Source organism: Mycobacterium yunnanensis (genome assembly GCF_025823185.1).
GTDB lineage: Bacteria > Actinomycetota > Actinomycetes > Mycobacteriales > Mycobacteriaceae > Mycobacterium > Mycobacterium yunnanensis.
Genome location: NZ_JACKVK010000008.1, coordinates 1,033,558 through 1,056,252, shown reverse-complemented (window position 1 = coordinate 1,056,252; position 22,695 = coordinate 1,033,558). Strand labels below are relative to the sequence as shown.

Here is a 22,695-nt window from a genome sequence, read left to right as displayed (position 1 = left end):
CTCCTTCACTGCAGGACCGGCTGACTCGCCAGTTCCGGGGTGTTCTCGATCAGGGGTGTGCCCGGCACGCAGGTGCGCGCCAGCAGGTCGGTGGCGGCGTGGATCGTGCGCAGCGTCGGTGCGGCCGCGCCCGTCAGGTCGGCCATCTCGACGACCGCGGTGACGATGGCGTCGAGTTCCAGCGACTTGCCCGCCTCGAGGTCTTGCAGCATCGAGGTCTTGTGGTGGCCGACGTTCTCGGCGCCACGCAGTCGCTTCTCGATCGAGATGTCGGGCGTGGCACCCACTCTCGCGGCGATGTCGAGCGTCTCCTCCATGAGCTGGACCACGATCTGCCGGGTGCGGGGGTTCTGGCAGATTTCGACCATCGTCGCCCTGGTCAGCGCGCTCAACGGATTGAACGCGACGTTGCCCATCAGCTTGATCCAGATGTCGCTGCGCAGGTCCGCCTCGACGGGGGCCTTGAGGCCGCCGGCGACCATGGCGTCGCTGAGCGCCTGGCACCGTGCCGAGATCTCGCCCGACGGCTCACCGATGGAGAACCTGGTGCCCTCCAAGTGTCGGATCACGCCGGGCGCCTCGATGGTGGTGGCGGGGTACACCACGCAACCGATCGCCCGTTCCGGAGCGAACACCGCGGTGGTGGCACCGTCGGGGTCGACGGCCTCGACGCGGCGTCCCTTGTAGGGGCCCTCCAGTTCGTGGAAGTACCACCAGGGAATGCCGTTCTGTGCCGCCAGTACCGCGGTGTGTTCACCGAGAAGGGGATTGACCAGGGGGCCGCTGGACGGGTAGCCGTGGGCCTTGAGGCCCAGGAACACGTAGTCCACCGGTCCGATCTCGCGAGGATCGTCGGTCGCGTGCGGGTAGGCCACGAAGTCGCCGCGGTCGCTGAGGACCCGGACGCCGTTGGTGCGCATGGCCTGAAGGTGCGCGTTGCGCGCGATCAGGTGGACTTCGGCACCGCCACGTTGCATGGCGGCGCCCCAATAGGCACCAATGGCTCCGGCGCCGACGACTGCAATCTTCACGGGGCTCCTCAGATCGTATGGTGTATGCACATATCGCCGCCCGCAACGTGAACCCCACGCTCGCGACGATCCCGCACTCGTACCGAGTAATACTTGCATACAATATGCAGTTGGCCTAGCCTGTTTTTCACCCGGCTCGTCGAGCCGTCGACGTCGCCGTCCGCCGCGTGCAGCGACAGGTCCCACCGTCCAGCAAGAGGAGGATCATGACGCTGATTGGAGTCCCGCGGGAAACGGCCGCCGGTGAGCGCCGTGTCGCGCTGGTGCCAAAGGTGGTCGAACGGCTCTGCGCCGACGGCCTCGAGGTGGTCGTGGAGAGCGGCGCCGGGGCAGGCGCCTTGATCGACGACGAACACTACCTGGCGGCCGGTGCCAGCATCGGCGACGCATGGCCCGCCGACGTCGTGGTGAAGGTGAACCCACCGAACGCCGACGAGATCACCAGGCTCAAGCCCGGTTCGGTGCTGATCGGCTTCCTCGCCCCACGAACCCGGCCCGATCTCGCCGACGCGCTGCGACTGGCTGACGTCACCGCCTTTGCGCTGGAAGCGATTCCGCGGATCTCCCGCGCCCAGACGATGGATGCGTTGTCCTCCCAAGGCAACGTGGCCGGTTACAAGGCGGTGGTACTCGCAGCGTCGGAGTCGACGCGGTTCTTCCCGATGCTGACGACCGCGGCAGGTACGGTCAAGCCGACCAGCGCGCTGATCCTCGGTGTCGGCGTGGCCGGGTTACAGGCGTTGGCGACCGCCAAGCGTCTCGGCGCCAAGACCACCGGTTACGACGTGCGCCCCGAGGTCGCCGACCAGGTTCGCTCGGTCGGCGCGCAGTGGCTCGACCTCGGCATCGACGCGGCAGGCGAGGGCGGCTACGCCCGCGAGCTGACCGAAGACGAACGCGCCCAACAACAATCGGCACTGGAACGGGCGATCACCAAGTTCGACGTCGTGATCACCACCGCGCTGGTGCCCGGCAGGCCCGCTCCGCGCCTCGTCACCGCAGCCGCGGTGGAGGGCATGAGGCCCGGCAGCGTCGTGGTGGACCTCGCCGGCGAGACGGGCGGCAACTGCGAGCTGACCGAACCCGGGCAGACGGTGGTGCGGCACGGGGTGACGATCGCCTCGCCGCTGAACCTGCCCGCCACCATGCCCGAACACGCCAGCGAGTTGTACGCCAAGAACGTCACGTCGCTGCTCGACCTCTTGATCACCGACGGCGCGCTCGCGCCGGACTTCGACGACGAGGTCATCGCGGCCTCCTGCATCACCCGGGAGGTGTCGTAACCATGTACGACCAACTATTGGCCAACCTCGCGATCCTGGTGCTCGCCGGGTTCGTCGGCTTCGCCGTCATCTCCAAGGTGCCCAACACCTTGCACACCCCGCTGATGTCGGGCACCAACGCCATTCACGGCATCGTGGTGCTCGGCGCGCTGATCGTGCTGGGCGAACTGCCCGCCGACGCGGGCTGGGGAGTCCGGCTCATCGCCTTCGTCGCCCTGGTCTTCGGCACCCTCAACGTGATCGGCGGCTTCCTCGTCACCGATCGGATGTTGAGCATGTTCAAGAGTCGCAAGCCCGAGGCGCAGAAGGCGGGGGTCGAGCCGTGAACTACCTCGTCAACTCGCTCTACATCGTCGCCTTCGCCCTCTTCATCCTCGGACTGTCCGGGCTGACCGGGCCCAAGACCGCCGTGCGCGGCAACCTCATCGCCGCCGTCGGCATGGGACTGGCCGTCGTCGCGACGTTGATCAAGGTGCGCGACACCGCGTCGATCAACTGGGTCCTCATCGCCGCAGGCTTGGTCATCGGGGTGGTACTCGGCGTCCCGCCTGCCAAGAAGACCAAGATGACCGCGATGCCGCAGCTCGTCGCGCTGTTCAACGGCGTCGGGGGCGGCACCGTCGCCCTCATCGCCTGGGCGGAGTTCATCGAGACCGACGGATTCGGCCACTTCGCCCCCGACCAGTCCCCCACCGTCGCCCTGGTTATCGGCTCGCTGTTCGCCGCTGTCATCGGCTCGGTGTCGTTCTGGGGCTCGCTCGTCGCATTCCTCAAGCTGCAGGAGTCGATCCCGAAGCACGTGGAAAGAGCACTCGTTCGCTCCGCCAGGCTGTTTCAAGCCTCCAACGTGGTGCTGTTGATCGGCGCCGTGGCCGCGGCGGTCTACATCGGCGTGCACGCCGGCGAGGGCAGCCCCGGGTGGACGATCGTCGTCGTGCTGGTGCTGGCCGGGATCATGGGCCTGTTCGTGGTGTTCCCCATCGGTGGCGCCGACATGCCGGTGGTCATCTCGCTGCTCAACGCGATGACCGGATTGTCAGCCGCCGCAGCGGGTCTGGCGCTGAACAACACCGCCATGATCGTGGCGGGCATGATCGTCGGCGCATCGGGCTCGATCCTGACCAACCTGATGGCCGTCGCGATGAACCGGTCCATCCCCGCGATCGTCTTCGGCTCCTTCGGATCCTCCGCTGACACCGGCGCCGCCGTCGCCGGCGAGCAGGGCACCGCCAAGTCCACCTCGGCCGCCGACGCCGCCATTCAGATGGCCTACGCCAACCAGGTCATCGTGGTGCCCGGGTACGGACTTGCCGTCGCCCAGGCCCAGCACGCCGTCAAGGACATGGCCTCGATCCTGGAGTCCAAGGGCGTGGAGGTGAAGTACGCGATCCATCCCGTGGCGGGCCGCATGCCGGGACACATGAACGTGCTGTTGGCAGAGGCCGACGTCGAATACGACGCGATGAAGGAAATGGACGACGTCAACGGCGAATTCGGCCGCACCGACGTCACTCTGGTGATCGGCGCCAACGACGTCACCAACCCGGCGGCCAGGAACGATCCCAGCTCACCCATTCATGGCATGCCGATCCTCAACGTGGACCAGTCCCGCTCGGTCATCGTGCTGAAGCGGTCGATGAGCTCGGGGTATGCCGGCATCGAGAACCCGCTGTTCTTCCTCGGTCACACCGCCATGCTGTTCGGCGATGCGAAGAAGTCGGTCAACGCCGTGACCGAGGAACTCAAGGCCTTGTGAGCATGACGGCCCACTGGCCACCCGCCGACCTCCCGGCGGTGACGGCGGCTCCGGTCGTGGGCGGCTCGAAGGACTACCTCGACCTCGTCGACGTTCGAGGTGCCAGGGTGCCCTACCGCCGGGTGCGGCTCGCGGACGGCCGCCACGTGGACCTCTACGACAGTTCGGGCCCGTACACCGATCCGGATGCGGTACTCGACCTCGAGCGAGGACTCCCACCACGACCCGGCGTGTTCCACGGCCGTGGCACGCAGCTGCAGCAGGCGAGGAACGGCGTCGTCACCGCCGAGATGGCGTTCGTCGCGGCGCGAGAGGGTGTGCGACCCAAGCTCGTTCGAGACGAGGTCGCCGGGGGCCGCGCCGTCATCCCGGCCAATCACCGTCACCCCGAGAGCGAACCGATGATCATCGGTCGGGCATTCCGGGTGAAGGTCACCGCCACCGTCGGAACGCCGTCGGCCGACACGGAAGTCCAGGACATGGTGCGGTCGATCCGGTGGGGCGCCGACACCGTGCTGGATGCGTCCGCGGGCGACGCCTTCGACCACCGGGACCGGCTCTTGCGCAACGCCCCCGTCCCGATCGGCACCGACCCGCTGCACCAGGCCCTTGAGGCCGTGGACGGCGATCCGGCCGCGCTGTCATGGGAGACGTTCCGCGACACCGTCGTCGAACAGGCCGAGCAAGGCGTGGACTACATGACGGTGCCCGCCGGAGTGCGCGTGGAACACCTCTCGCTGACCGCGGGCCGGGCGTCGGGGATCGTCGACCGCGGCGGCGCCATCATGGCGGCGTGGTGCCGACGGCGCCGCACCGAGTCCTTCCTGTTCACGCACTTCGAGGAACTCTGCGGCATCCTGGCCCGTTACGACGTGACGCTGGCACTGGGCGCGGGCCTGCAGCCAGGCTCGATCGCCGACGCCGACGACGCCGCCCAGTTCACCGAACTTCGCACCGTCGGTGGGCTCGCGAAGGTGGCCAGGGCCCACGGGGTGCAGGTGATGATCGAGGGGTCCGGCCGCTTGCCGCTGCACGCGATCGCCAACCACGTGCGCCTGCTGGACCAGTTGTCCCAGGGCGCACCGGCCTACGCCTACGGCCCGCTCACCACCGACGTCGCGCTCGGCCACGAACACGTCGCCGCGGCGATCGGTGCCGCCGCCACCGCCCAGGCCGGTACCGCGATGCTGTTCTGCCTCAGCCCCGCTCAGCACGCGGGGGACCCCGAACGGGCGGTCCTCAAGGACGCCGTGGTCGCACACAGGATCGCCGCGCACGCCGCGGATCTCGCCAAGGGACAGCTGCCGGCCCGGCAACGCGAGGTCGAGCTCTGCCGGGCGCGCGTCGAACACCATTGGCACGACCAGCGGGCACTCTCGGTCGACCCCGACACCGCGTACGGCGTCACAAGCGTGGGGCACCGCCGGTTGCGAAGGACGTAGTCCGTCGGCGTGGAGGCGGGCGCTAGTGCCTGCCCATCACGTGGGGTCCCGCTCTGCGCGGCGTCGCTGTCGCCAACCGCGCCAACGACAACCGGGCGACGTCGTCGTCGGGCGTCCGACCCTCCGCCAAGTCGGCCAGCACCTCACCCATCAACGCCGAGAACTTGAACCCCTCGCCGTGGTCACCACATGCGAGCACCACGCCGCCCGGTAGCCGGTCGACCACGAAATTGCCGTCGGGCGAGTCGGTCCAGACGCACACCTGCTCGTCTCGCACCGTCGGCGGGACCGTCGGCAGGCTTTCCAGCACGTAGTCTCGAATGACCTTGGTGCGGGCGGGGTCTGGGGTCCGATCCTCGTCGGAGCGCCGGTAGTCACGAAGCGGGGTGTCGAAGCCGATCTTGTAGCCACGGCCGGGCGTCGGCATGCCGTACACACCGGGCCGAGCACCGTGGGGTCCGTCGAAGAGGCCTGGCAACGCGTCGCTCGCCGACGGCTGCGCCGCGTCACCGAAGTGCACCACCTGCTCGAGGTAGGGATGCAACTCGACGTCGACCCCAACGCCGGCCAGCAGACCGGCCGCGCCGGGGCCGGCCGCCAGCACCACCACGTCGGCGTCAACCGACTCGCCGTCGCCAAAGGTCACCCGGACGCCAGCGGATCGGACGTCGACGGCGACGACCTCGCGCCCGAAGACCGTTGACCCGGAGAAGGATTCGAGCTGGGCACGCAGCGAGGTCTCGGCCAGGACGACGCCGGCCAGCGGCTGCCATATCGCGTCTCTGCCGTCGGGCCGAAGTCCGGGGAAGAAGTGTCCGACGTCTCGCGCCGACACCTCGGTGTGCTCCACGTCCTCCGCGGTGAGGGCGTCGACGAGCGCAGGCAACGACACGTCGTCGCGCCACACCAGCCCGCGGGTCAGGAACACCTCGGTGCCTGCGCGCGCGGCGAGACGGTGCATCGCCTCGAGTGCACGGCGGCCCAGCCGCACCTTGACCGGATTGGGATCGGCCAGACGCCACAGCCGCGTCGGGCCAACCGACGAGGACAACGCGTTGAACGGACCATGCCGGTCGACGAGGGTGACGTCATGCCCGCGCCTGCTCATCTCCGCCGCCGCGGGCAGACCCCACGCGCCGGCACCGATCACGATGCACTTCACCGTCGTCCGCCCCTCCTAGAAGTGAAAACCGAGTCGGGCCGCGACGTCGACGCCGAACGCGGCGTCGAGACCCGCCAGCTGCTCGGCGCTACCACCGCGGATACGGCTTGCCGCCGCGAGCGTGCGCGCGGAATGCAAGCCGAGGTAGAGGCTGCCTAGCACGTCGAGGGACATCGTGATCTCGGCGGGCGCGTCGGTCGGCACGCAGGTGGCGTGCCCGTCTCGCACCGTCAACGCGAAGATGCCTCCGTCAGAACGGAATCCGTCGTCGACGCCGATGACGACGTCGAGGTCGGCGGCGTAGGTGCGAGCCTGGAGCGCCGCGGGCACGTCCATGATGCGGACCCACAGCTCGTCCTCGGCGTGGGTGGTGCGTACCACCCTGGCGTCGTCGAACAGGTAGGGCAGCGGATCGGCCGGATGGCTTCGCACCGTGACCGTCTCCACCAGATCCAGGCCGGCGAGCGCCCGCCACAGCGCCACGTGCGCCTGCGGTGTCACGGCCGTGAATTCCTCCACCCGAACGCTTCTCGGCCGACCGTGACTGCGGTAGAGCGCGTACCCGTCGGGATGCAGCAGGCAGAACCAGGCCGTACTTCCCCCGCGTGAATCCGGCCAGTCCGCCAGCAGGTCGTCCCACAGCGGCAGGGGTCGCTCGAGACCCCCTGGCGTGTGCCGCCGGTAGCGGTCGTAGACCTCGGCGAGGCGGTCGCGGTTCTCGCGCGGGTCGACGAGGCGCACCCCGCCCGGATCGGGCAGGTCGGCGTGCAACCGGGCGAAGCGCCGATCCACCACCAGCGTGGTCTCGGTGGTGGCGGCCCCGTAGCCGAAGCGGCCGTAGATGCCACCCTCCGACGCGGTCAACACGGCGAACGGGTAACCGGCGCCGGCGATCCGGTCGTGGAGTTCGGCGAACATGGCGCGCAACAGACCGCGTCGCCGATGCGTCGGAGCCACCCCGACCCAGGTCAGCCCGGCGGCGGGGACGAGCGCCCCGCCCGGCACGGTCAGGGTGAAGTCCAGGTAGTGCGCCATCCCGACGACGTCCTCGCCGTCGGCGACGACCACCGTGCTGCCGGTGGGCATCAACGTGCGCCACGCGGCGAACGTCTCGGGGTGCCAATGGGAGCCGAAGCTGGTCGCGGTCAGTCGCGCGATGCCCGGCCAGTCGCCGTCGGTGGCGTCGCGTACCTCCACACCCGTCACCGCTTACTAACGGAACTCATGATTCAGCTCCGCTTCGCTTCGTGACGGAACTCATGATTCAGCTCCGCTTCGCTTCGTGAATATGATGCGGTGCCAATCCTTTTCGGCCACCGCCGTGATGTCGCTCATCACGTGCTTGATCGTGAGGTACTCCTCGAAGGAGTAGTCGCTCATGTCCTTGCCGAAGCCGGACGCACCGACTCCGCCGTGGGGCATTTCGCTGATGATCGGAATGTGGTCGTTGATCCACACGCAGCCGGCGTGGATCTCGCGTGACGCGCGCTGCGCTCGGTAGACGTCGCGGGTCCAGGCCGAGGCCGCCAGCCCGTACTCGGTGTCGTTGGCCTGGCGGATGCCGTCGTCGTCGTCGGTGAAGGGACGCGCGACCAGGACGGGGCCGAAGATCTCGCTGCGGTAGACCTCGGAACGTTCGTCGACGTCGGCGATGAGCGTCGGCCGGTAGAACGACCCGGGCAGGTCCGGTGCCATGCCGCCGGTGACGATGCGGCCGCCCTCGGCCGTGGCCCGCTCGACCATCCCGGCCACCTTGGTTCGGTGCGCCGCGGTGATCAGCGGACCGAGGTCGGTGTCGGGGTCGTGCGGATCGCCGACGACGATCTTTCCCATCAGCTCGCCGACGCCGGCGACGAAGTCGTCGTAGAGGTCACGTGCCACGATCGCCCGCGTCGCGGCCGTGCAGTCCTGGCCGGTGTTGATCAGCGACGCCGCGACGGCACCGTGGACGGCGGCGTCGAGATCGGCGTCGTCGAACACGAGGAACGGCGCCTTGCCGCCGAGTTCGAGCTGGGTGCGGTGTCCGTGCTGGGCCGCGGCCGCCATCACCTTGCGGCCGACGGCCGTCGACCCGGTGAACGTCACCAGGTCGACGTCGCTGTGCCCGGCCAGCGCCGTCCCGACGTCCGCACCCGCGCCGGTGACGACGTTCAGCACGCCGGCGGGCAGCCCGGCCTCGCTGGCCAACCGCGCGAGGGTCAGCGTGGTCAACGGCGTGACCTCGGCGGGCTTGATGACCACCGAACATCCTGCGGCCAGCGCGGGAAGCACCTTCCAGACCGCCATCTGCAGCGGATAGTTCCAGGGCGTGATGGTCGCGACGACACCGATGGCCTCGCGACGGATGCTCGAGGTGTGGTCGGCGGAGTACTCGGCGCTGGCCTTGCCCTCGAGGTGTCGCGCCGCGCCGGCGAAGAAGTCGATGTTGTCCACGCTTCCCGGCACGTCGAACTCCGTCGCCAACCGCACCGGCTTGCCGGTCTGGCTGACCTCCTCGGCGACCAACTGCTTGGAGTGTTCACCGGCCATATGGGCCAGCTTGGCCAGCACCGCCGACCGCTCGGCGGGGGTGGCGGTGGCCCAGCTCGGCAGGGCCGCTCTGGCCGACGCCACGGCGGAGTCGACGTCGGCGGGGGTCGCCAGGGCGAGGTCGGCAACGTCGTTTCCGGTCGCCGGGTCGACGATCCGATGGGCCTGGCCGCCCGTGGTCACTTCGGCGCCGTCAATCCAACTACTCGCGATCGTCATGACCGTAAAGCTAGTCGACCCTCACCGACTCAGCTACGCATATCCCCCGCCGAGACCGGGCGAAACGAACGATTTCATGGCATTGGTTGCCGTTGACGACGGATTCCGTGCACAATCGTCGTCATGGTCGATAGGGATGCTCTGCCGAGCGCCCAAGCTGTCTCGTTGCGAATCAACCATTCTCGTCCTGGTGCGGCGTTTCAGCTCGACGAACTCTCCAAGGCGATCATCGAGAAGCTGCAGCAGGACGGCCGGCGCTCCTATGCCGGCATCGGCAAGGCGGTCGGCCTATCCGAGGCTGCGGTCCGTCAGCGCGTGCAGCGGATGGCCGACGCGGGTGTCATGCAGATCGTGGCGGTCACCGATCCCATGCAGCTGGGGTTCGCCCGTCAGGCGATGATCGGCATCCGGTGCACCGGCGACACGACCAAGATCGCCGACAAGCTCGCGGCCATCGAGTCCGTCGACTACGTGGTACTCACCGCCGGGTCCTTCGACGCCATCGTGGAAGTCGTCTGCGAGGACGACGGCGATCTGCTCGACCTGCTCAACACCAAGATCCGCGCCGTACCAGGGGTGATATCCACCGAAACTTTGGTTTACCTCAAACTCGTTAAGCAGCAATACAATTGGGGCACAAGATGACTCTTCTAGATTCAGATCCAACCGTATACACCGACTCGGCCGCCAAGGCCAAGCGTCACATGTGGGGCCACTTCGCCCGGCACGGCGACGACATCACCCCGACGGTCATCACCCGCGGTGAGGGCGTCCACATCTGGGACGGCGACGGCAACAAGTTCATCGACGGCCTCTCGGGGCTGTTCGTGGTTCAGGTCGGCCACGGCCGCGCCGAACTGGCCGAGGCCGCCGCCAAGCAGGCCGAGACCCTGTCCTTCTTCCCGCTGTGGTCCTTCGCCACCCCGCCCGCCGCGGAACTGGCCGAACGCATCGCCAACTACGCGCCCGGTGACCTCAACCGGGTCTTCTTCACCACCGGCGGCGGCGAGGCCGTCGAGAGCGCGTGGAAGCTGGCCAAGCAGTTCTTCAAGCTGACCGGCAAGCCGGGCAAGTACAAGGTGATCTCGCGGTCCATCGCCTACCACGGCACCCCGCAGGGCGCGCTGGCCATCACCGGCATCCCGACGTTCAAGGCGCCGTTCGACCCGCCGACCCCGGGTGGCTTCCGCGTCCCCAACACCAACTTCTACCGGGCTCCGGAGCAGTTCAGCACCGACCCCAAGGCGTGGGGCCGCTACTGCGCCGACCGCATCGCCGAGGCCATCGAGTTCGAGGGCCCCGACACCGTGGCCGCCGTCTTCCTGGAGCCGGTGCAGAACGCCGGCGGCTGCTTCCCGCCCCCGCCCGGGTACTTCGAGCGGGTGCGCGAGATCTGCGACGAGTACGATGTGCTGCTGGTCTCCGACGAGGTCATCTGCGCCTACGGCCGGATCGGGTCGATGTTCGCCTGCGACGACTTCGGCTACGTTCCCGACATCATCACCTGCGCCAAGGGGTTGACCTCGGGCTACTCGCCGATCGGCGCGATGATCGCCAGCGACCGACTCTTCGAACCGTTCAACGACGGCTCCACGGTCTTCGGCCACGGCTACACCTTCGGCGGGCATCCCGTCTCGGCGGCAGTGGCGCTGGCCAACCTCGACATCTTCGAGCGCGAGGGCATCAACGCCCACGTCAAGGAGATGGCGCCGGCCTTCCGGTCCACCCTGGAGAAGCTCTACGACCTGCCCATCGTGGGTGACGTCCGCGGCGAGGGCTTCTTCTACGGCATCGAATTGGTCAAGGACAAGACGACCAAGGAGACCTTCAACGACGAGGAGTGCGAGCGCCTGCTCCGCGGCTTCCTCACCCCGGCGTTGTTCGAGGCGGGGCTGTACTGCCGCGCCGACGACCGTGGCGACCCAGTCGTCCAGTTGGCTCCGCCGCTGATCTGCGGTCAGAAGGAATTCGACGCGATCTACGACATCCTCCACTCGGTGCTTGGCGAGGCGGGCCGGCTCCTCTAGCCATCCACACCCCGACTGCACGGTTGTCGCACGCATCGCCCGAGAGGGGTTGCGAACAACCGTGCAGTCGGCGTGAGTGAGAACTCAGCAGTCACTTTGGTAACAGCGTGGCAACCCTGGAAACCTGCGGCGGTCGCCTAACCTGCAGACATCATGGCGACGTTGCACACCGTGTCCCGACGCGCGGCCGCGTTGGTGGCCACGCCCCTCTTGGCGGCCTTCTGCCTGCTCGGCAGCCCCGCGCTGGCCCACGCCGACGACGCCTGCCCGTACAAGGTGGTCACCCCTCCGGCCGTCGACTCCTCCGAGGTCCCCGAGTCCGGCGACCCGCCAGCGCCACTGCCCGTTCCGGCCAAGCCACTCGGCGGTGACGCGCTGTCCGGGTGCGGGATCATCACCGCACCCGGCACCCCGCCGGTGCCCGACGACGTCTCCGCCGAGGCATGGGTGGTCGCCGACCTCGACAACGGCGACATCATCGCCGCCCGAGACCCACACGGCAGGCATCGCCCCGCCAGCATCATCAAGGTGCTCGTCGCCATGCAGTCCCTGCGGGAGCTCCCCATCAACAAGCAGGTGACGGGGACCTCGGACGACGCCGCCGCGGAGGGCACGCGCGTCGGCGTCGACAAGGGCGGCAAGTACACCGTCAACGACCTCCTGCACGGACTGCTCATGCACTCCGGCAACGACGCCGCACATGCGCTGGCCGTCCAGCTCGGCGGCATGGACACCGCCCTGGCCAAGATCAACGACCTCGCAGGCAAGCTCGGCGGACGCGACACCCGCGCCGCCACCCCGTCCGGCCTCGACGGTCCCGGCATGAGCACCTCGGCCTACGACCTGGGGTTGTTCTACCGCTACGCCTGGCAGAACGCCGTCTTCGCCAACGTCGTGGCCACCAAGACCTACGACTTTCCAGGGCACCCCCGCGACGGCCAGGAGGACAGCCCCGGCTACCAGCTGGAGAACGACAACCAGCTGCTCTACAACTATCCCGGCGCGCTCGGCGGCAAGACCGGATACACCGACGACGCGGGGCAGACATTCGTGGGCGGGGCCGAACGCGACGGTCGTCGGCTGGTCGCGATCATGTTGCACGGCACCCGGTTGCCGATTGCCCCGTGGGAGCAGGCCGCGCACCTGCTCGACTACGGCTTCGCGACCGCACCGGGCACCAAGGTCGGCACGCTGATCGACCCCGACCCGTCGCTGACGGTCAGGGCGGCCAACCCACTTGGCGACAACGTGCCCGCCCAGGACGTCGCAGCTTCTCCGCTGCCGGGCGTCGACGCCGTTCCGGTGCGCGTCGGCGTCGGCGTGGTCGGGTCGCTCGTCGTGTTCGGATTGATCATGGGCGCCCGGTCGATCAACCGTCGCCCCAGCGAATCTCGGCGTTAACGCCGCCGCGTCAGTCGCGAGATGCCAAGGGCGCCAAGCGCACCGACGCCCGCCGCGGCGATGGCGCCACGCACCCCGAGCCCTTCCTGAATCTCGACCCTGGTGGTGATCTCGGCTGGGTCGGGTGGCCCGACCGGCGCAGCCACCAGGTTCTCCGACGCCGTCGCGGCCCATGCCGTCGAGAAGAGGATGAGACGCGCGGTGATGTAGGCGAACACCATCAACCCCAGGACGGGACCAAACGTGGCACCGGCCGGGCCGCGGAGCACCGCCCCGAGATACACCGACGCCACCAACTTGAAGATCTCGAAGCCCACCGCGGCGAGCAGACCAGCCCGCGCAGCGCTGCGGAGCGTGGCCGACTCCCGGGGCAGGCGGGCGATGATCCAGGTGAACAGCAGCCAGGAGATGCCGAGGGAGACCACGAGGGACGCGACGCGCAGCAATACGCCCAGGCCGGTGAACTCGGGGATGCCGAGCCATTCGATGACGTTGCGCATCACCGTGTCGTTGCCGAGCAGCGACAGGGCGACGGTGACGACGATCGCCACGAACGTCGACAGCAGCGCCAGCAGGTCCGAGAGCTTGGTGCCGATGAAGCCGCCGGGCTCGCCACGCTGCAGGCCCCACATCTGGCTGAGTGCCTCCCGCAGGTTGGCCATCCACCCCAGGCCCGCCCACGCGGCGGTGGCCAGCCCGATGACGCCGACGGAGGTGCGCGATTCGATGGCGGACTTCATCAGGTCGACGAGTTGCTGCCCGAGCTGGCCGGACACCGACCCCATGATCTTGGCTTCGACCACCGACAGCAGGTCGGGTCTGCTGGCCAGCACGAACCCCCCGGCCGCGAACGCGACCATGAGCAGGGGAAACAGCGCGAAGATGGTGAAGTAGGTGATGCCCGCCGCGTAGAAGTCGCCCTTGCTGTCCTCGTAGCGCCCCTGCGCGCGCATGACACGGTCGAACCAGTGATACCTGGCTCGGAGCCGGTCCAATATGCCGGGCTGCGCCGGTTCGGTCACGCCGGTCTCCTGGTGGCCTAGGAACGTTTTCTGAGGAATCCGAGTTGGTCGTATACCCGCGCGAGGGTCTTTGCAGACACGTCCTCAGCGCGTTCGGCGCCCGCGGCCAGCACCGACTCCAGTTCCGCGGGGTCGGCCAGCATCTCGTCGACCCGGGCCTTGATGGGCGTCACGAACTCCACGACGGCGTCGGCGGTGTCGGCCTTCAGGTCGCCGTACCCACGGCCGGCGTACCCCTCGACCAAGGTGTCCACCCCGACGCCCGTGACCGCAGACTGGATCGTCAACAGGTTGGACACCCCCGGCTTGGCGTCGCGGTCGAAGCGAATCTCCCGCTCGCTGTCGGTCACCGCGGAGCGGATCTTCTTCGCGGTCTTCTTCGGATCGTCGAGCAGGCTGATCAATCCGGCGTCGGTCGCGGCAGACTTGCTCATCTTGGCCGTCGGGTCCTGCAGGTCGTAGATCTTCGCGGTCGCCTTCTGAATCATCGGCTCGGGCACCACGAACGTGCCGGGGAACCGGGCGTTGACGCGTTGCGCGACGTCGCGGGCGAGCTCGAGGTGCTGACGCTGGTCCTCGCCGACCGGCACCAGGTCGGTGTCGTAGAGCAGCACGTCGGCGGCCATCAGCACCGGGTAGGTGAACAGGCCGACGGTGGTGGCGTCGGCCCCTTCCTTCTGCGACTTGTCCTTGAACTGGGTCATCCGCGAGGCCTGCCCGAACCCGGTGAAACATCCCAGCACCCAAGCCAATTCGGCATGAGCAGGCACGTGGCTCTGCAGGAAGACCGTCGAGCGGGCCGGGTCTACGCCCAGCGCGAGATACTGCGCGGCGGTCACCAGGGTGCGGGCACGCAGCAGCGTGGGATCCTGCGGAACGGTGATCGCGTGCAGGTCGACGACGCAGAAGAACGCGTCGTAGTCGTCCATCAGCCCGAGCCATTGGCTGACCGCCCCCAGTGCGTTTCCGAGGTGGAGGGAGTCGGAGGTGGGCTGCACGCCGGAGAAGACGACGCGCCGATTGGAGGCACTCATGATGTCGTCAATCCTGTCACCCCCGTCGTCGGCCGTGATCTTGGGTCAGGCGTACTCGACGGTCACCGGGGCGTGATCGGACCAGCGCAGGGCGTAGGCCTGCGCACGCTCGACCCGGGCGGCGGTGACGCGCTGCGCCAGCGGGGCGGTGGCCACCTGGTAGTCGATGCGCCAGCCAGCGTCGTTGTCGAAGGCCTTACCGCGCCAGGACCACCAGCTGTAGGGCCCGGCGACGTCGGGATGAGCCGCGCGGACCACGTCGACCCACCCGCTGGCCAGCAGATCGGTCACCCACTGTCGTTCGGCGGGAAGGAACCCGGCCTTCTTCTGATTGGCCTTCCACGCCTTGATGTCGTTCTCGGTGTGCCCGATGTTCCAGTCCCCGCACACCACGGCGTGGCGGCCGTCGGCGCGCAGCACCTGCATCCGTCCGGCCAGCGCCGCCAGGAAGCGCTCCTTCTCGCGCTGACGTTCGGTCTCGGCCTCCCCGGTGGGAACGTAGACGCTGGCGACGGTGAGCCCTCCGGTGTCGACCTCGACGTAGCGGCCGTGTGCGGCGAACTCGTCAGCGCCGGGGCCGATCAGGGTGCGCGTGATCGGATGCCGGCTCAGCACCGCAACCCCGTTGCGGCCCTTCAGGTGTGGATCGGCCGACGCCAACTGCCAGCCCGCGTCGACGGCTGGGGCGAGCGCCAGGGCCAGCTGCTCGTCGTCGGCGCGGGTCTCCTGCAGGCAGACGACGTCGGCGGCGGTTCGCTCGAGCCACGGCAGCAGACCGCGATTCTCGGCTGAGCGTTCCTTCACGGCGGCACGGATGCCGTTGACGTTGACGGTGCTGACGATCACGAGGGACAGACCCTAGCCCAGGGGCCCGACGCCATTCTTGCGGTACCGCGGGTATCACCTTAGGGTCGGCGGAATGACGACCCGTGACCCGATCCACCTCGGCGAGCCCGGCGGTGAGCCCATCCTGATGCTGCATCCGTTCCTGTGTTCGCAGGCGGTGTGGCAAACGGTGGCCGAGCAGCTCGCCGACACCGGCCGGTACGAGGTGCTCGCTCCCACCATGGTCGGCCACCACGGCGGACCGAAGGCGCCCTCGTGGTTCATGAGCACGTCCGACCTGGTCGAGGACGTGGAACGACGCATGGACGAGCTCGGCTGGGAGACCGCCCACGTCGTCGGCAACTCCCTGGGCGGATGGGTGGCCTTCGAGCTCGAGCGGCGCGGCCGGGCCCGCTCGGTGACGGCGATCGCGCCGGCAGGCGGCTGGTCACAACACTCCCCGACCAAGTACGAGACGGTGCTGAAGTTCCTCGCCGGCGGCCCCGTGCTGGCCCTGGCCAGACTCGTCGGCCCCCGGATCCTGGGGCTGCCCTTTGCGCGGCGCATCGCGACGCTGGCCGTGAGCGGACCCGCCGACGGGCCCAGCCACCCCGACCTGGTGACCTTGATCGAGGACGCCACCCACTGCACGGCCTACTTCCAGCTGTTGGTCAAGACGCTGCGGCTGCCCGGCCTGCTGAAGTTGGCCGACGTCGCCGTCCCCACGCAGCTGGTGCTGTGCGAGAAGGACAGGGTGTTCCCCACCCCGCGCGGCAACCGCTACCTGATCGACAACCTTCCGCCCGACACGACGGTGGTCCGGCTCGAGGGCCTGGGCCACATCCCCATGCTCGAGGCGCCCGGTCGCGTCACCGAACTGATCGCCGACTTCGTCGGGTCGATCGCGGGGCGCGAACGGCAGGTCCCACCCGCGGGCTAGGGCAGCCGGGGCGAGCCGACGGCGGTGTCAGCCGTGGGCCGACTCCAATGCCTCGTTGAAGGTCTTGCTCGGCCGCATGACGGCCGTGACCTTTTCGGCGTCGGGGTAGTAATACCCACCGATGTCGACCGACTCCCCCTGCACGCCGTTGAGTTCGGAGACGATGGTCTCCTCGTTGTCGGCGAGCGACTTGGCCAGCGGCGTGAAGTAGTCGGCCAGCTCGGAGTCCTCGGTCTGAGCGGCGAGTTCCTGGGCCCAGTACATCGCGAGGTAGAACTGGCTGCCCCGGTTGTCGAGTTCACCGGTCTTGCGCGACGGATTCTTGTTCTCGTCCAACAGCTTTCCGGTGGCCGCGTCCAGCGTCTTGGCGAGGATCTTCGCCTTGGCGTTGTCGGCCTTGGAACCCAGTCCCTCGAGGCTGGCGGCGAGCGCCAGGAACTCGCCGAGTGAATCCCACCGCAGGTGGTTCTCCTCGACCAACTGGCTGACGTGCTTGGGCGCCGATCCGCCGGCGCCGGTCTCGTACAACCCGCCCCCGGCCATCAGCGGCACGATGGACAGCATCTTGGCGCTGGTGCCCAGTTCCAGAATGGGGAACAGGTCGGTGAGGTAGTCGCGCAGGATGTTTCCCGTTGCGGCGATGGTGTCCTGACCGCGCATCGCCCGTTCGATCGTGTGCCGCATCGCCCGCTCTTGGCTCATGATCGAGATGTCGAGACCCTCGGTGTCGTGATCCTCGAGGTAGGTGTTGACCTTGGTCCGCAGCTCGTTCTCGTGCGGCCGTTCCTGATCCAGCCAGAACACGACCGGCATGCCGGAGTCACGCGCCCTGGTCACGGCCAGCTTGACCCAGTCCCGGATCGGGGCGTCCTTGACCACCGGCATGCGCCAGATGTCGCCCTCCTCGACGTTCTGGGTCAGCAGCACCTCGCCCGTCTCGTTGTCCACGATGTCGGCGACGCCGTCGGTCGGGATCTCGAAGGTCTTGTCGTGGCTGCCGTACTCCTCGGCCTTCTGCGCCATCAACCCGACGTTGGGCACGGTGCCCATCGTCGTCGGGTCGAACTGGCCGTGGGTCTTGCAGAAGTTGACGATCTCCTGATAGATCCGCGAGAACGTCGACTCCGGGTTGACGGCCTTGGTGTCCTTGAGCTTGCCGTCGGCGCCGTACATCTTGCCGCCGGCGCGGATCATCGCCGGCATCGAGGCGTCGACGATCACGTCGCTGGGCGAGTGGAAGTTGGTGATGCCCTTGGCCGAGTCCACCATCGCCAATTCGGGACGATGCTCGTGGCAGGCGTGCAGATCGCGGATGATCTCCTCGTGCTGCGTGGCCGACAGCGACTCGATCTTGGCGTACAGGTCGCTCAGCCCGTTGTTGACGTTGACGCCGAGCTCGTCGAAGAGCTTCTGGTGCTTGGCGAACGCGTCCTTGTAGAACACCTTGACCGCGTGCCCGAAGACGATGGGGTGGCTGACCTTCATCATCGTCGCCTTGACGTGCAGCGAGAACATCACACCGGTCTCGTAGGCGTCCTGCATCTCGGCCTCGAAGAACTCGCACAGGGCCTTCTTGCTCATGAACATGCTGTCGATGACGTCGCCCGCGTCGAGCTTCACCTCCGGCTTGAGCACCAGGGTCTCGCCGCTCGTCGTCTTCAGCTCCATCCGCACCGAGCGGGCGCGATCCAGAGTCAGGGACTTCTCACCGTGGTAGAAGTCGCCGTGCCGCATCGTCGCCACGTGCGTGCGCGAGGCCTGGGACCACTTGCCCATGCTGTGCGGGTGCTTGCGGGCGTACTCCTTGACGGCCTTGGGCGCGCGACGGTCCGAGTTGCCCTCCCGCAGCACGGGGTTCACCGCGCTGCCGAGGCAGGTGCCGTAACGCTGCTTGATCGTCTTCTCTTCGTCGGTCTTCGGCTCGCCCGGGTAGTCCGGCAGGTCGTAGCCCTTGGCCTTGAGTTCCTTGATGGCGGCCAGCAGCTGCGGTACTGACGCGCTGATGTTGGGCAGCTTGATGATGTTGGTGTCCGGCAGCTGCGTGAGCTTGCCGAGCTCACCGAGGTTGTCCGGCACCCGCTGCTCGTCGGTGAGGTAGTCGGAGAACTCGGCCAGGATGCGGGCGGCTACGGAGATGTCGCTGGTCTCGACGCCGATGCCGGCGGCCTCGGCGAAGGTGCGCAACACGGGAAGGAAGGCGTAGGTCGCCAGCAGCGGCGCCTCGTCGGTCAACGTGTAGATGATGGTCGGCTGCTCAGTCACTTCTTTGTCTCCCGGCGTCGCGGTCGTCTTGCGTTCATGGTCATTATCGCGTCGCGTACGAACCTACGCGCAGGTCCCTCGCCACGATCGGCGTGGGTGACTCGCGGTTGGCCCCTAACCCACTGGCACCGATAACCGGTCACGAGATACGCTTCGCCTCGGTCATGAGTGCCAGCGTCAAGCCCCGGCTCGCTGGCCGGCAACCCTCCAACCGCGGTGGGGTGCCCCGGGTGATTGACCAGGTTGAGTAGTCGTCCACGAACCACGGACGGCTTCACGGCAAGCGCGGGCCCGCCATGACGGGCCCCTTAGTAGACAGGGAAACCTGATGCGGAGGCCCCCCTCGTGTCGTTGACGCTGAACCATTCCCCCAGCTGATCCGTGCCCCTGTGTGACATCCCGGTGGCACCCCCTTTCATCTTCAGGAGACATCCTTCATGACCGACGACGTCGACCGCAGCGCCAGCTGGGCATTCGAGACCAAGCAGGTACACGCCGGCCAGAGCCCCGACCCCACCACCGGCGCGCGGGCGCTCCCCATCTACCAGACCACCTCGTATGCGTTCCGCGACACCGAGCACGCGGCCGCCCTGTTCGGCCTGGCCGAGCCCGGCAACATCTACACCCGCATCATGAACCCGACCCAGGACGTCGTCGAGCAGCGGATCGCCGCCCTCGAAGGGGGCGTCGCGGCCCTGTTCCTGTCCTCGGGTCAGGCTGCCGAGACCTTCGCCATCCTCAACCTGGCCGAAGCCGGCGACCACATCGTGTCCTCGCCCCGGCTCTACGGCGGCACCTACAACCTCTTCCACTACACCCTGCCCAAGCTCGGCATCGAGACCACCTTCGTCGACGATCCCGACGACTTGGACTCCTGGCGCGCGGCGGTCCGGCCCAACACCAAGGCGTTCTACGGGGAGACCATCTCCAACCCGCAGATCGACGTGCTCGACATCCCCGGCGTCTCGTCGGTGGCCCACGAGAACGGCGTGCCGCTGATCGTCGACAACACCATCGCGACGCCCTACCTCATCCAGCCGATCGCCCACGGCGCCGACATCGTGGTGCACTCGGCGACGAAGTACCTCGGCGGGCACGGCACGTCGATCGCGGGCGTGATCGTCGACGGCGGCCGGTTCGACTGGACGGCTAGCGGACGCTTCCCAGGATTCACCAGCCCGGACCCGAGCTACCACGGCGTGGTGTTCGCCGAGCTGGGGCCGCCCGCCTACGCGCTCAAGGCCAGGGTCCAGCTGCTGCGCGATCTCGGCTCGGCGGGGGCACCGTTCAACGCGTTCCTCATCGCCCAGGGCATCGAGACACTGAGCCTGCGCGTCGAACGCCACGTCGCCAACGCCCAGAAGGTCGCCGAATTCCTCAGCGGTCACGACGACGTGGTGTCGGTCAACTACGCCGGGCTGCCCAGCTCGCCGTGGTACGAGATCGGAAAGAAGCTGGCGCCCAAGGGAACCGGGGCGGTACTCGCCTTCGAACTGGCCGGCGGCCTGGAGGCGGGCAAGGCCTTCGTCAACGCGCTGACACTGCACAGCCACGTCGCCAACATCGGTGACGTGCGATCTCTGGTGATCCATCCCGCGTCCACGACCCACGCGCAGCTTTCCCCCGCCGAGCAGCTCGCCACGGGCGTCACCCCAGGACTGGTCCGGCTGGCGGTCGGCATCGAGGGCGTCGACGACATCATCGCCGACCTCGAGCAGGGCTTCGCCGCTGCCGGCGCGGTAGCGGGAGCCTCGCGGGCGACGGTGTCGGTCTGACGTGAAACTCGCGGCGAGAGAAGAAGAGTGACGATCATCGAAGCTCCGGACACACCTCTGTCGACGCTGCCCGCCGACGGTGAGATCGGCATCGTCGAGATCGGTCCACTGACGCTGGAGTCCGGGGTGGTCCTCGACGACGTTCACATCGCGGTGCAGCGCTGGGGCGAGCTCTCCGACGACCGGGACAACGCGGTGGTCATCCTGCACGCGTTGACCGGCGACTCCCACGTCACCGGGCCTGCGGGCCCCGACCACCCCACCCCAGGCTGGTGGGACGGGGTGGCCGGACCGGGCGCCCCCGTCGACACCGACCGCTGGTGCGCGATCGCCACCAACGTCCTCGGCGGCTGCCGTGGGTCCACCGGACCGAGTTCGATTGCGCCGGACGGCAAGCCGTGGGGTTCGCGCTTCCCTGCGATCACCGTGCGCGACCAGGTCAACGCCGATCTCGCGGCGCTGGCGGCCCTGGGCGTCACCCAGGTCGCCGCAGTCGTCGGCGGTTCGATGGGCGGCGCACGGGCACTGGAGTGGATCGTCGGCCATCCCGAGAGCGTCAGGGCGGCACTGGTGTTGGCGGTCGGAGCGCGCGCGACCGCCGACCAGATCGGCACGCAGTCCACGCAGGTGTCGGCCATCAAGGCGGACCCCAACTGGCAGAACGGCGATTACCACGGCACGGGCCGCTCACCTCGAGCCGGCATGGAGATCGCCCGCCGATTCGCCCACCTGACCTACCGCGGCGAGGCCGAGCTCGACGAGCGGTTCGGCAACGACGCCCAGGGCAGCGAGGATCCCGTCACCGGCGGGAGATACGCGGTGCAGAGCTATCTCGAGCATCAGGGCGGCAAGCTCGCGCGCCGATTCGACGCCGGCACCTACGTCGCGTTGACCGACGCGTTGAGCAGTCATGACGTCGGCCGCGGGCGCGGCGGGGTGGCGGCGGCTCTCAAACGGGTCACCGTGCCGGTGATCGTCGGCGGCATCACCTCGGATCGGTTGTATCCGTTACGGTTACAGCAAGAGCTGGCCGATCTGCTGCCGACGTGCTCCGGTCTCAACGTCGTCGACTCGGCCTTCGGTCATGACGGCTTCCTCGTCGAGACCGAGGCCGTCTACGCGTTGATCCGGCAGACGCTGGAGTTCGCGGCGACGTGACCACCGACGAAGCACGGCAGCGGTCCCTGTCCTTCGGCGAGGAGGCCGCGGCCTACGAACGGGGCCGACCGTCCTACCCGCCGGAGGCCATCGACTGGCTGTTGCAGCGTGGCGCACGCAATGTCCTCGACCTCGGCGCCGGTACGGGCAAGCTGACGATTCGGTTGGTCGAACGCGGACTCGACGTCATCGCCGTCGACCCCATCCCCGAGATGCTCGAGGTGCTCAGCCGCTCGCTGCCCGACACCCCCGCACTGCTCGGCAGCGCCGAGGACATCCCGCTGCCCGACGACAGCGTCGACTCGGTGCTGGTGGCCCAGGCCTGGCACTGGTTCGACCCGGAGCGCGCCATCAAGGAGGTCGCCAGGGTGCTGCGCCCCGGCGGCCGTCTCGGGCTGGTGTGGAACACCCGCGACGAACGCCTGGGCTGGGTCAAGGATCTCGGCCGCATCGTGGGCCACGAGGAGGACCCGTTCAGCCACCAGGTCACGTTGCCCGCGCCGTTCGTCGACCTGGAGCGCGAGAAGTTCGAGTGGACGAGTTACCTTACGCCGCAAGCACTCATCGACCTGGTGGCCTCGCGCAGCTACTGCATCACCTCACCTGCCGCCGTGCGCTCCAAGACACTCGCAGACGTGCGGACGTTGCTGGCGACGCACCCGGCGCTGGTCAACACCAGCGGCTTGGCGCTGCCCTACATCACGGTGGGGGTACGGGCCACGCTGGCCTGACTCTCGCGCCGACTGCACGCACGTCGACGGGGTCTCTCGGCGGATGCGTTCACCATGCGTACGGTCAGCGGACGATTTGGTGCGTAGTGGGCCCGAAC

18 protein-coding genes, 1 pseudogene and 1 riboswitch are annotated in these 22,695 nt (G+C 68.3%); of the genes and pseudogenes, 11 read left to right on the top strand and 8 right to left on the bottom strand.

What is annotated here, in order from left to right; translation table 11 throughout:
- Positions 1-5: 5 nt before the first annotated feature.
- The gene (locus H7K45_RS15050) at positions 6-1,031 is read right to left on the bottom strand and encodes a 2-dehydropantoate 2-reductase (RefSeq protein WP_263996594.1); all 1,026 of its coding nucleotides are present in this window, start codon (positions 1,029-1,031) and stop codon (positions 6-8) included.
- A 206-nt stretch (positions 1,032-1,237) separates the two neighbouring features.
- Here H7K45_RS15050 and H7K45_RS15045 point away from each other — a divergent pair, with 206 nt between their 5' ends.
- The 4 genes and pseudogenes from H7K45_RS15045 to H7K45_RS15030 form a co-directional block, all read left to right on the top strand.
- Positions 1,238-2,314 (top strand): Re/Si-specific NAD(P)(+) transhydrogenase subunit alpha, encoded by a 1,077-nt coding sequence (locus H7K45_RS15045; protein WP_263996593.1) that lies wholly within the window; start codon positions 1,238-1,240, stop codon positions 2,312-2,314.
- Positions 2,315-2,316: 2 nt separating this feature from the next.
- On the top strand, positions 2,317-2,640 hold the full coding sequence (locus H7K45_RS15040) for an NAD(P) transhydrogenase subunit alpha part 2 (protein WP_263996592.1): 324 nt from the start codon (positions 2,317-2,319) through the stop codon (positions 2,638-2,640).
- On the top strand, positions 2,637-4,070 hold the full coding sequence (locus H7K45_RS15035; protein WP_263996591.1) for an NAD(P)(+) transhydrogenase (Re/Si-specific) subunit beta: 1,434 nt from the start codon (positions 2,637-2,639) through the stop codon (positions 4,068-4,070). The genes H7K45_RS15040 and H7K45_RS15035 overlap by 4 nt, the downstream gene beginning before the upstream one ends.
- A 2-nt stretch (positions 4,071-4,072) precedes the next feature.
- Positions 4,073-5,467: pseudogene (locus H7K45_RS15030) on the top strand (phosphomethylpyrimidine synthase ThiC); the annotation flags it as partial.
- Between the two features lie 67 nt (positions 5,468-5,534).
- Here the strand turns inward: H7K45_RS15030 and H7K45_RS15025 are convergent.
- Genes H7K45_RS15025 through H7K45_RS15015 form a run of 3 tightly spaced genes read right to left on the bottom strand, consistent with a single transcriptional unit; the run spans position 5,535 to position 9,422 of the window.
- Positions 5,535-6,674: an FAD-dependent oxidoreductase gene (locus H7K45_RS15025; RefSeq protein ID WP_263996589.1), complete on the bottom strand. Its 1,140-nt coding sequence runs from the start codon at positions 6,672-6,674 to the stop codon at positions 5,535-5,537.
- A 15-nt stretch (positions 6,675-6,689) separates the two neighbouring features.
- Positions 6,690-7,871, bottom strand: a complete 1,182-nt coding sequence (locus H7K45_RS15020; protein ID WP_372512549.1) for an enhanced intracellular survival protein Eis — start codon at positions 7,869-7,871, stop codon at positions 6,690-6,692.
- Between the two features lie 60 nt (positions 7,872-7,931).
- Positions 7,932-9,422, bottom strand: a complete 1,491-nt coding sequence (locus tag H7K45_RS15015) for a gamma-aminobutyraldehyde dehydrogenase (protein ID WP_263996587.1) — start codon at positions 9,420-9,422, stop codon at positions 7,932-7,934.
- Between the two features lie 123 nt (positions 9,423-9,545).
- Between H7K45_RS15015 and H7K45_RS15010 the strand changes: the two genes are divergently transcribed.
- The 3 genes from H7K45_RS15010 (at position 9,546) to H7K45_RS15000 (ending at position 12,850) form a co-directional block, all read left to right on the top strand.
- Positions 9,546-10,067 (top strand): Lrp/AsnC family transcriptional regulator, encoded by a 522-nt coding sequence (locus H7K45_RS15010; RefSeq protein WP_263996586.1) that lies wholly within the window; start codon positions 9,546-9,548, stop codon positions 10,065-10,067.
- Entirely contained in the window at positions 10,064-11,449 is a 1,386-nt protein-coding gene (locus tag H7K45_RS15005) for an aspartate aminotransferase family protein (protein WP_263996585.1), read from the top strand. Before H7K45_RS15010 ends, H7K45_RS15005 begins: the two co-directional genes overlap by 4 nt.
- A 153-nt stretch (positions 11,450-11,602) precedes the next feature.
- Positions 11,603-12,850: a D-alanyl-D-alanine carboxypeptidase family protein gene (locus H7K45_RS15000; protein WP_263996584.1), complete on the top strand. Its 1,248-nt coding sequence runs from the start codon at positions 11,603-11,605 to the stop codon at positions 12,848-12,850.
- Here the strand turns inward: H7K45_RS15000 and yhjD are convergent.
- From yhjD to H7K45_RS14985, 3 genes are read right to left on the bottom strand one after another with little or no spacing between them, the layout of a single operon-like run.
- Complete coding sequence (gene yhjD / locus H7K45_RS14995; protein ID WP_263996583.1) at positions 12,847-13,872, bottom strand: inner membrane protein YhjD; 1,026 nt, start codon at positions 13,870-13,872, stop codon at positions 12,847-12,849. The two genes, H7K45_RS15000 and yhjD, sit on opposite strands and share 4 nt — an antisense overlap.
- A gap of 17 nt (positions 13,873-13,889) precedes the next feature.
- On the bottom strand, positions 13,890-14,906 hold the full coding sequence (gene trpS, locus H7K45_RS14990; RefSeq protein WP_263996582.1) for a tryptophan--tRNA ligase: 1,017 nt from the start codon (positions 14,904-14,906) through the stop codon (positions 13,890-13,892).
- 45 nt (positions 14,907-14,951) lie between these two features.
- The gene (locus H7K45_RS14985) at positions 14,952-15,752 is read right to left on the bottom strand and encodes an exodeoxyribonuclease III (RefSeq protein WP_263996581.1); all 801 of its coding nucleotides are present in this window, start codon (positions 15,750-15,752) and stop codon (positions 14,952-14,954) included.
- Positions 15,753-15,825: 73 nt separating this feature from the next.
- On the opposite strand from H7K45_RS14985, the gene ephH reads away from it, so the two are divergent.
- Positions 15,826-16,671 (top strand): epoxide hydrolase EphH, encoded by an 846-nt coding sequence (gene ephH, locus H7K45_RS14980; RefSeq protein WP_263996580.1) that lies wholly within the window; start codon positions 15,826-15,828, stop codon positions 16,669-16,671.
- A 27-nt stretch (positions 16,672-16,698) separates the two neighbouring features.
- Here the strand turns inward: ephH and H7K45_RS14975 are convergent, their stop codons facing one another.
- On the bottom strand, positions 16,699-18,933 hold the full coding sequence (locus tag H7K45_RS14975) for an NADP-dependent isocitrate dehydrogenase (RefSeq protein WP_263996579.1): 2,235 nt from the start codon (positions 18,931-18,933) through the stop codon (positions 16,699-16,701).
- Between the two features lie 160 nt (positions 18,934-19,093).
- A riboswitch (SAM riboswitch) is annotated at positions 19,094-19,225 on the top strand.
- A 145-nt stretch (positions 19,226-19,370) separates the two neighbouring features.
- Here H7K45_RS14975 and H7K45_RS14970 point away from each other — a divergent pair.
- From H7K45_RS14970 to H7K45_RS14960, 3 genes are read left to right on the top strand one after another with little or no spacing between them, the layout of a single operon-like run.
- Positions 19,371-20,708, top strand: a complete 1,338-nt coding sequence (locus H7K45_RS14970; protein ID WP_263996578.1) for a bifunctional o-acetylhomoserine/o-acetylserine sulfhydrylase — start codon at positions 19,371-19,373, stop codon at positions 20,706-20,708.
- A gap of 27 nt (positions 20,709-20,735) precedes the next feature.
- A complete protein-coding gene (gene metX, locus H7K45_RS14965) occupies positions 20,736-21,866 on the top strand; it encodes a homoserine O-acetyltransferase MetX (protein WP_372512548.1) in 1,131 nt (376 codons plus the stop codon).
- Positions 21,863-22,597 (top strand): class I SAM-dependent methyltransferase, encoded by a 735-nt coding sequence (locus tag H7K45_RS14960; protein WP_263996577.1) that lies wholly within the window; start codon positions 21,863-21,865, stop codon positions 22,595-22,597. The genes metX and H7K45_RS14960 overlap by 4 nt, the downstream gene beginning before the upstream one ends.
- Positions 22,598-22,695 lie beyond the last annotated feature (98 nt).

Excerpts from the sequence above, each read along its gene's own strand:
- H7K45_RS15010 (WP_263996586.1), top strand. The coding sequence starts at position 9,546 with ATGGTCGATAGGGATGCTCTGCCGAGCGCCCAAGCTGTCTCGTTGCGA.
- trpS (WP_263996582.1), bottom strand. The coding sequence starts at position 14,906 with ATGAGTGCCTCCAATCGGCGCGTCGTCTTCTCCGGCGTGCAGCCCACC.
- H7K45_RS15040 (WP_263996592.1), top strand. The coding sequence starts at position 2,317 with ATGTACGACCAACTATTGGCCAACCTCGCGATCCTGGTGCTCGCCGGG.
- H7K45_RS14970 (WP_263996578.1), top strand. The coding sequence starts at position 19,371 with ATGACCGACGACGTCGACCGCAGCGCCAGCTGGGCATTCGAGACCAAG.
- H7K45_RS15045 (WP_263996593.1), top strand. The coding sequence starts at position 1,238 with ATGACGCTGATTGGAGTCCCGCGGGAAACGGCCGCCGGTGAGCGCCGT.
- H7K45_RS15015 (WP_263996587.1), bottom strand. The coding sequence starts at position 9,422 with ATGACGATCGCGAGTAGTTGGATTGACGGCGCCGAAGTGACCACGGGC.
- H7K45_RS15000 (WP_263996584.1), top strand. The coding sequence starts at position 11,603 with ATGGCGACGTTGCACACCGTGTCCCGACGCGCGGCCGCGTTGGTGGCC.
- ephH (WP_263996580.1), top strand. The coding sequence starts at position 15,826 with ATGACGACCCGTGACCCGATCCACCTCGGCGAGCCCGGCGGTGAGCCC.
- H7K45_RS15005 (WP_263996585.1), top strand. The coding sequence starts at position 10,064 with ATGACTCTTCTAGATTCAGATCCAACCGTATACACCGACTCGGCCGCC.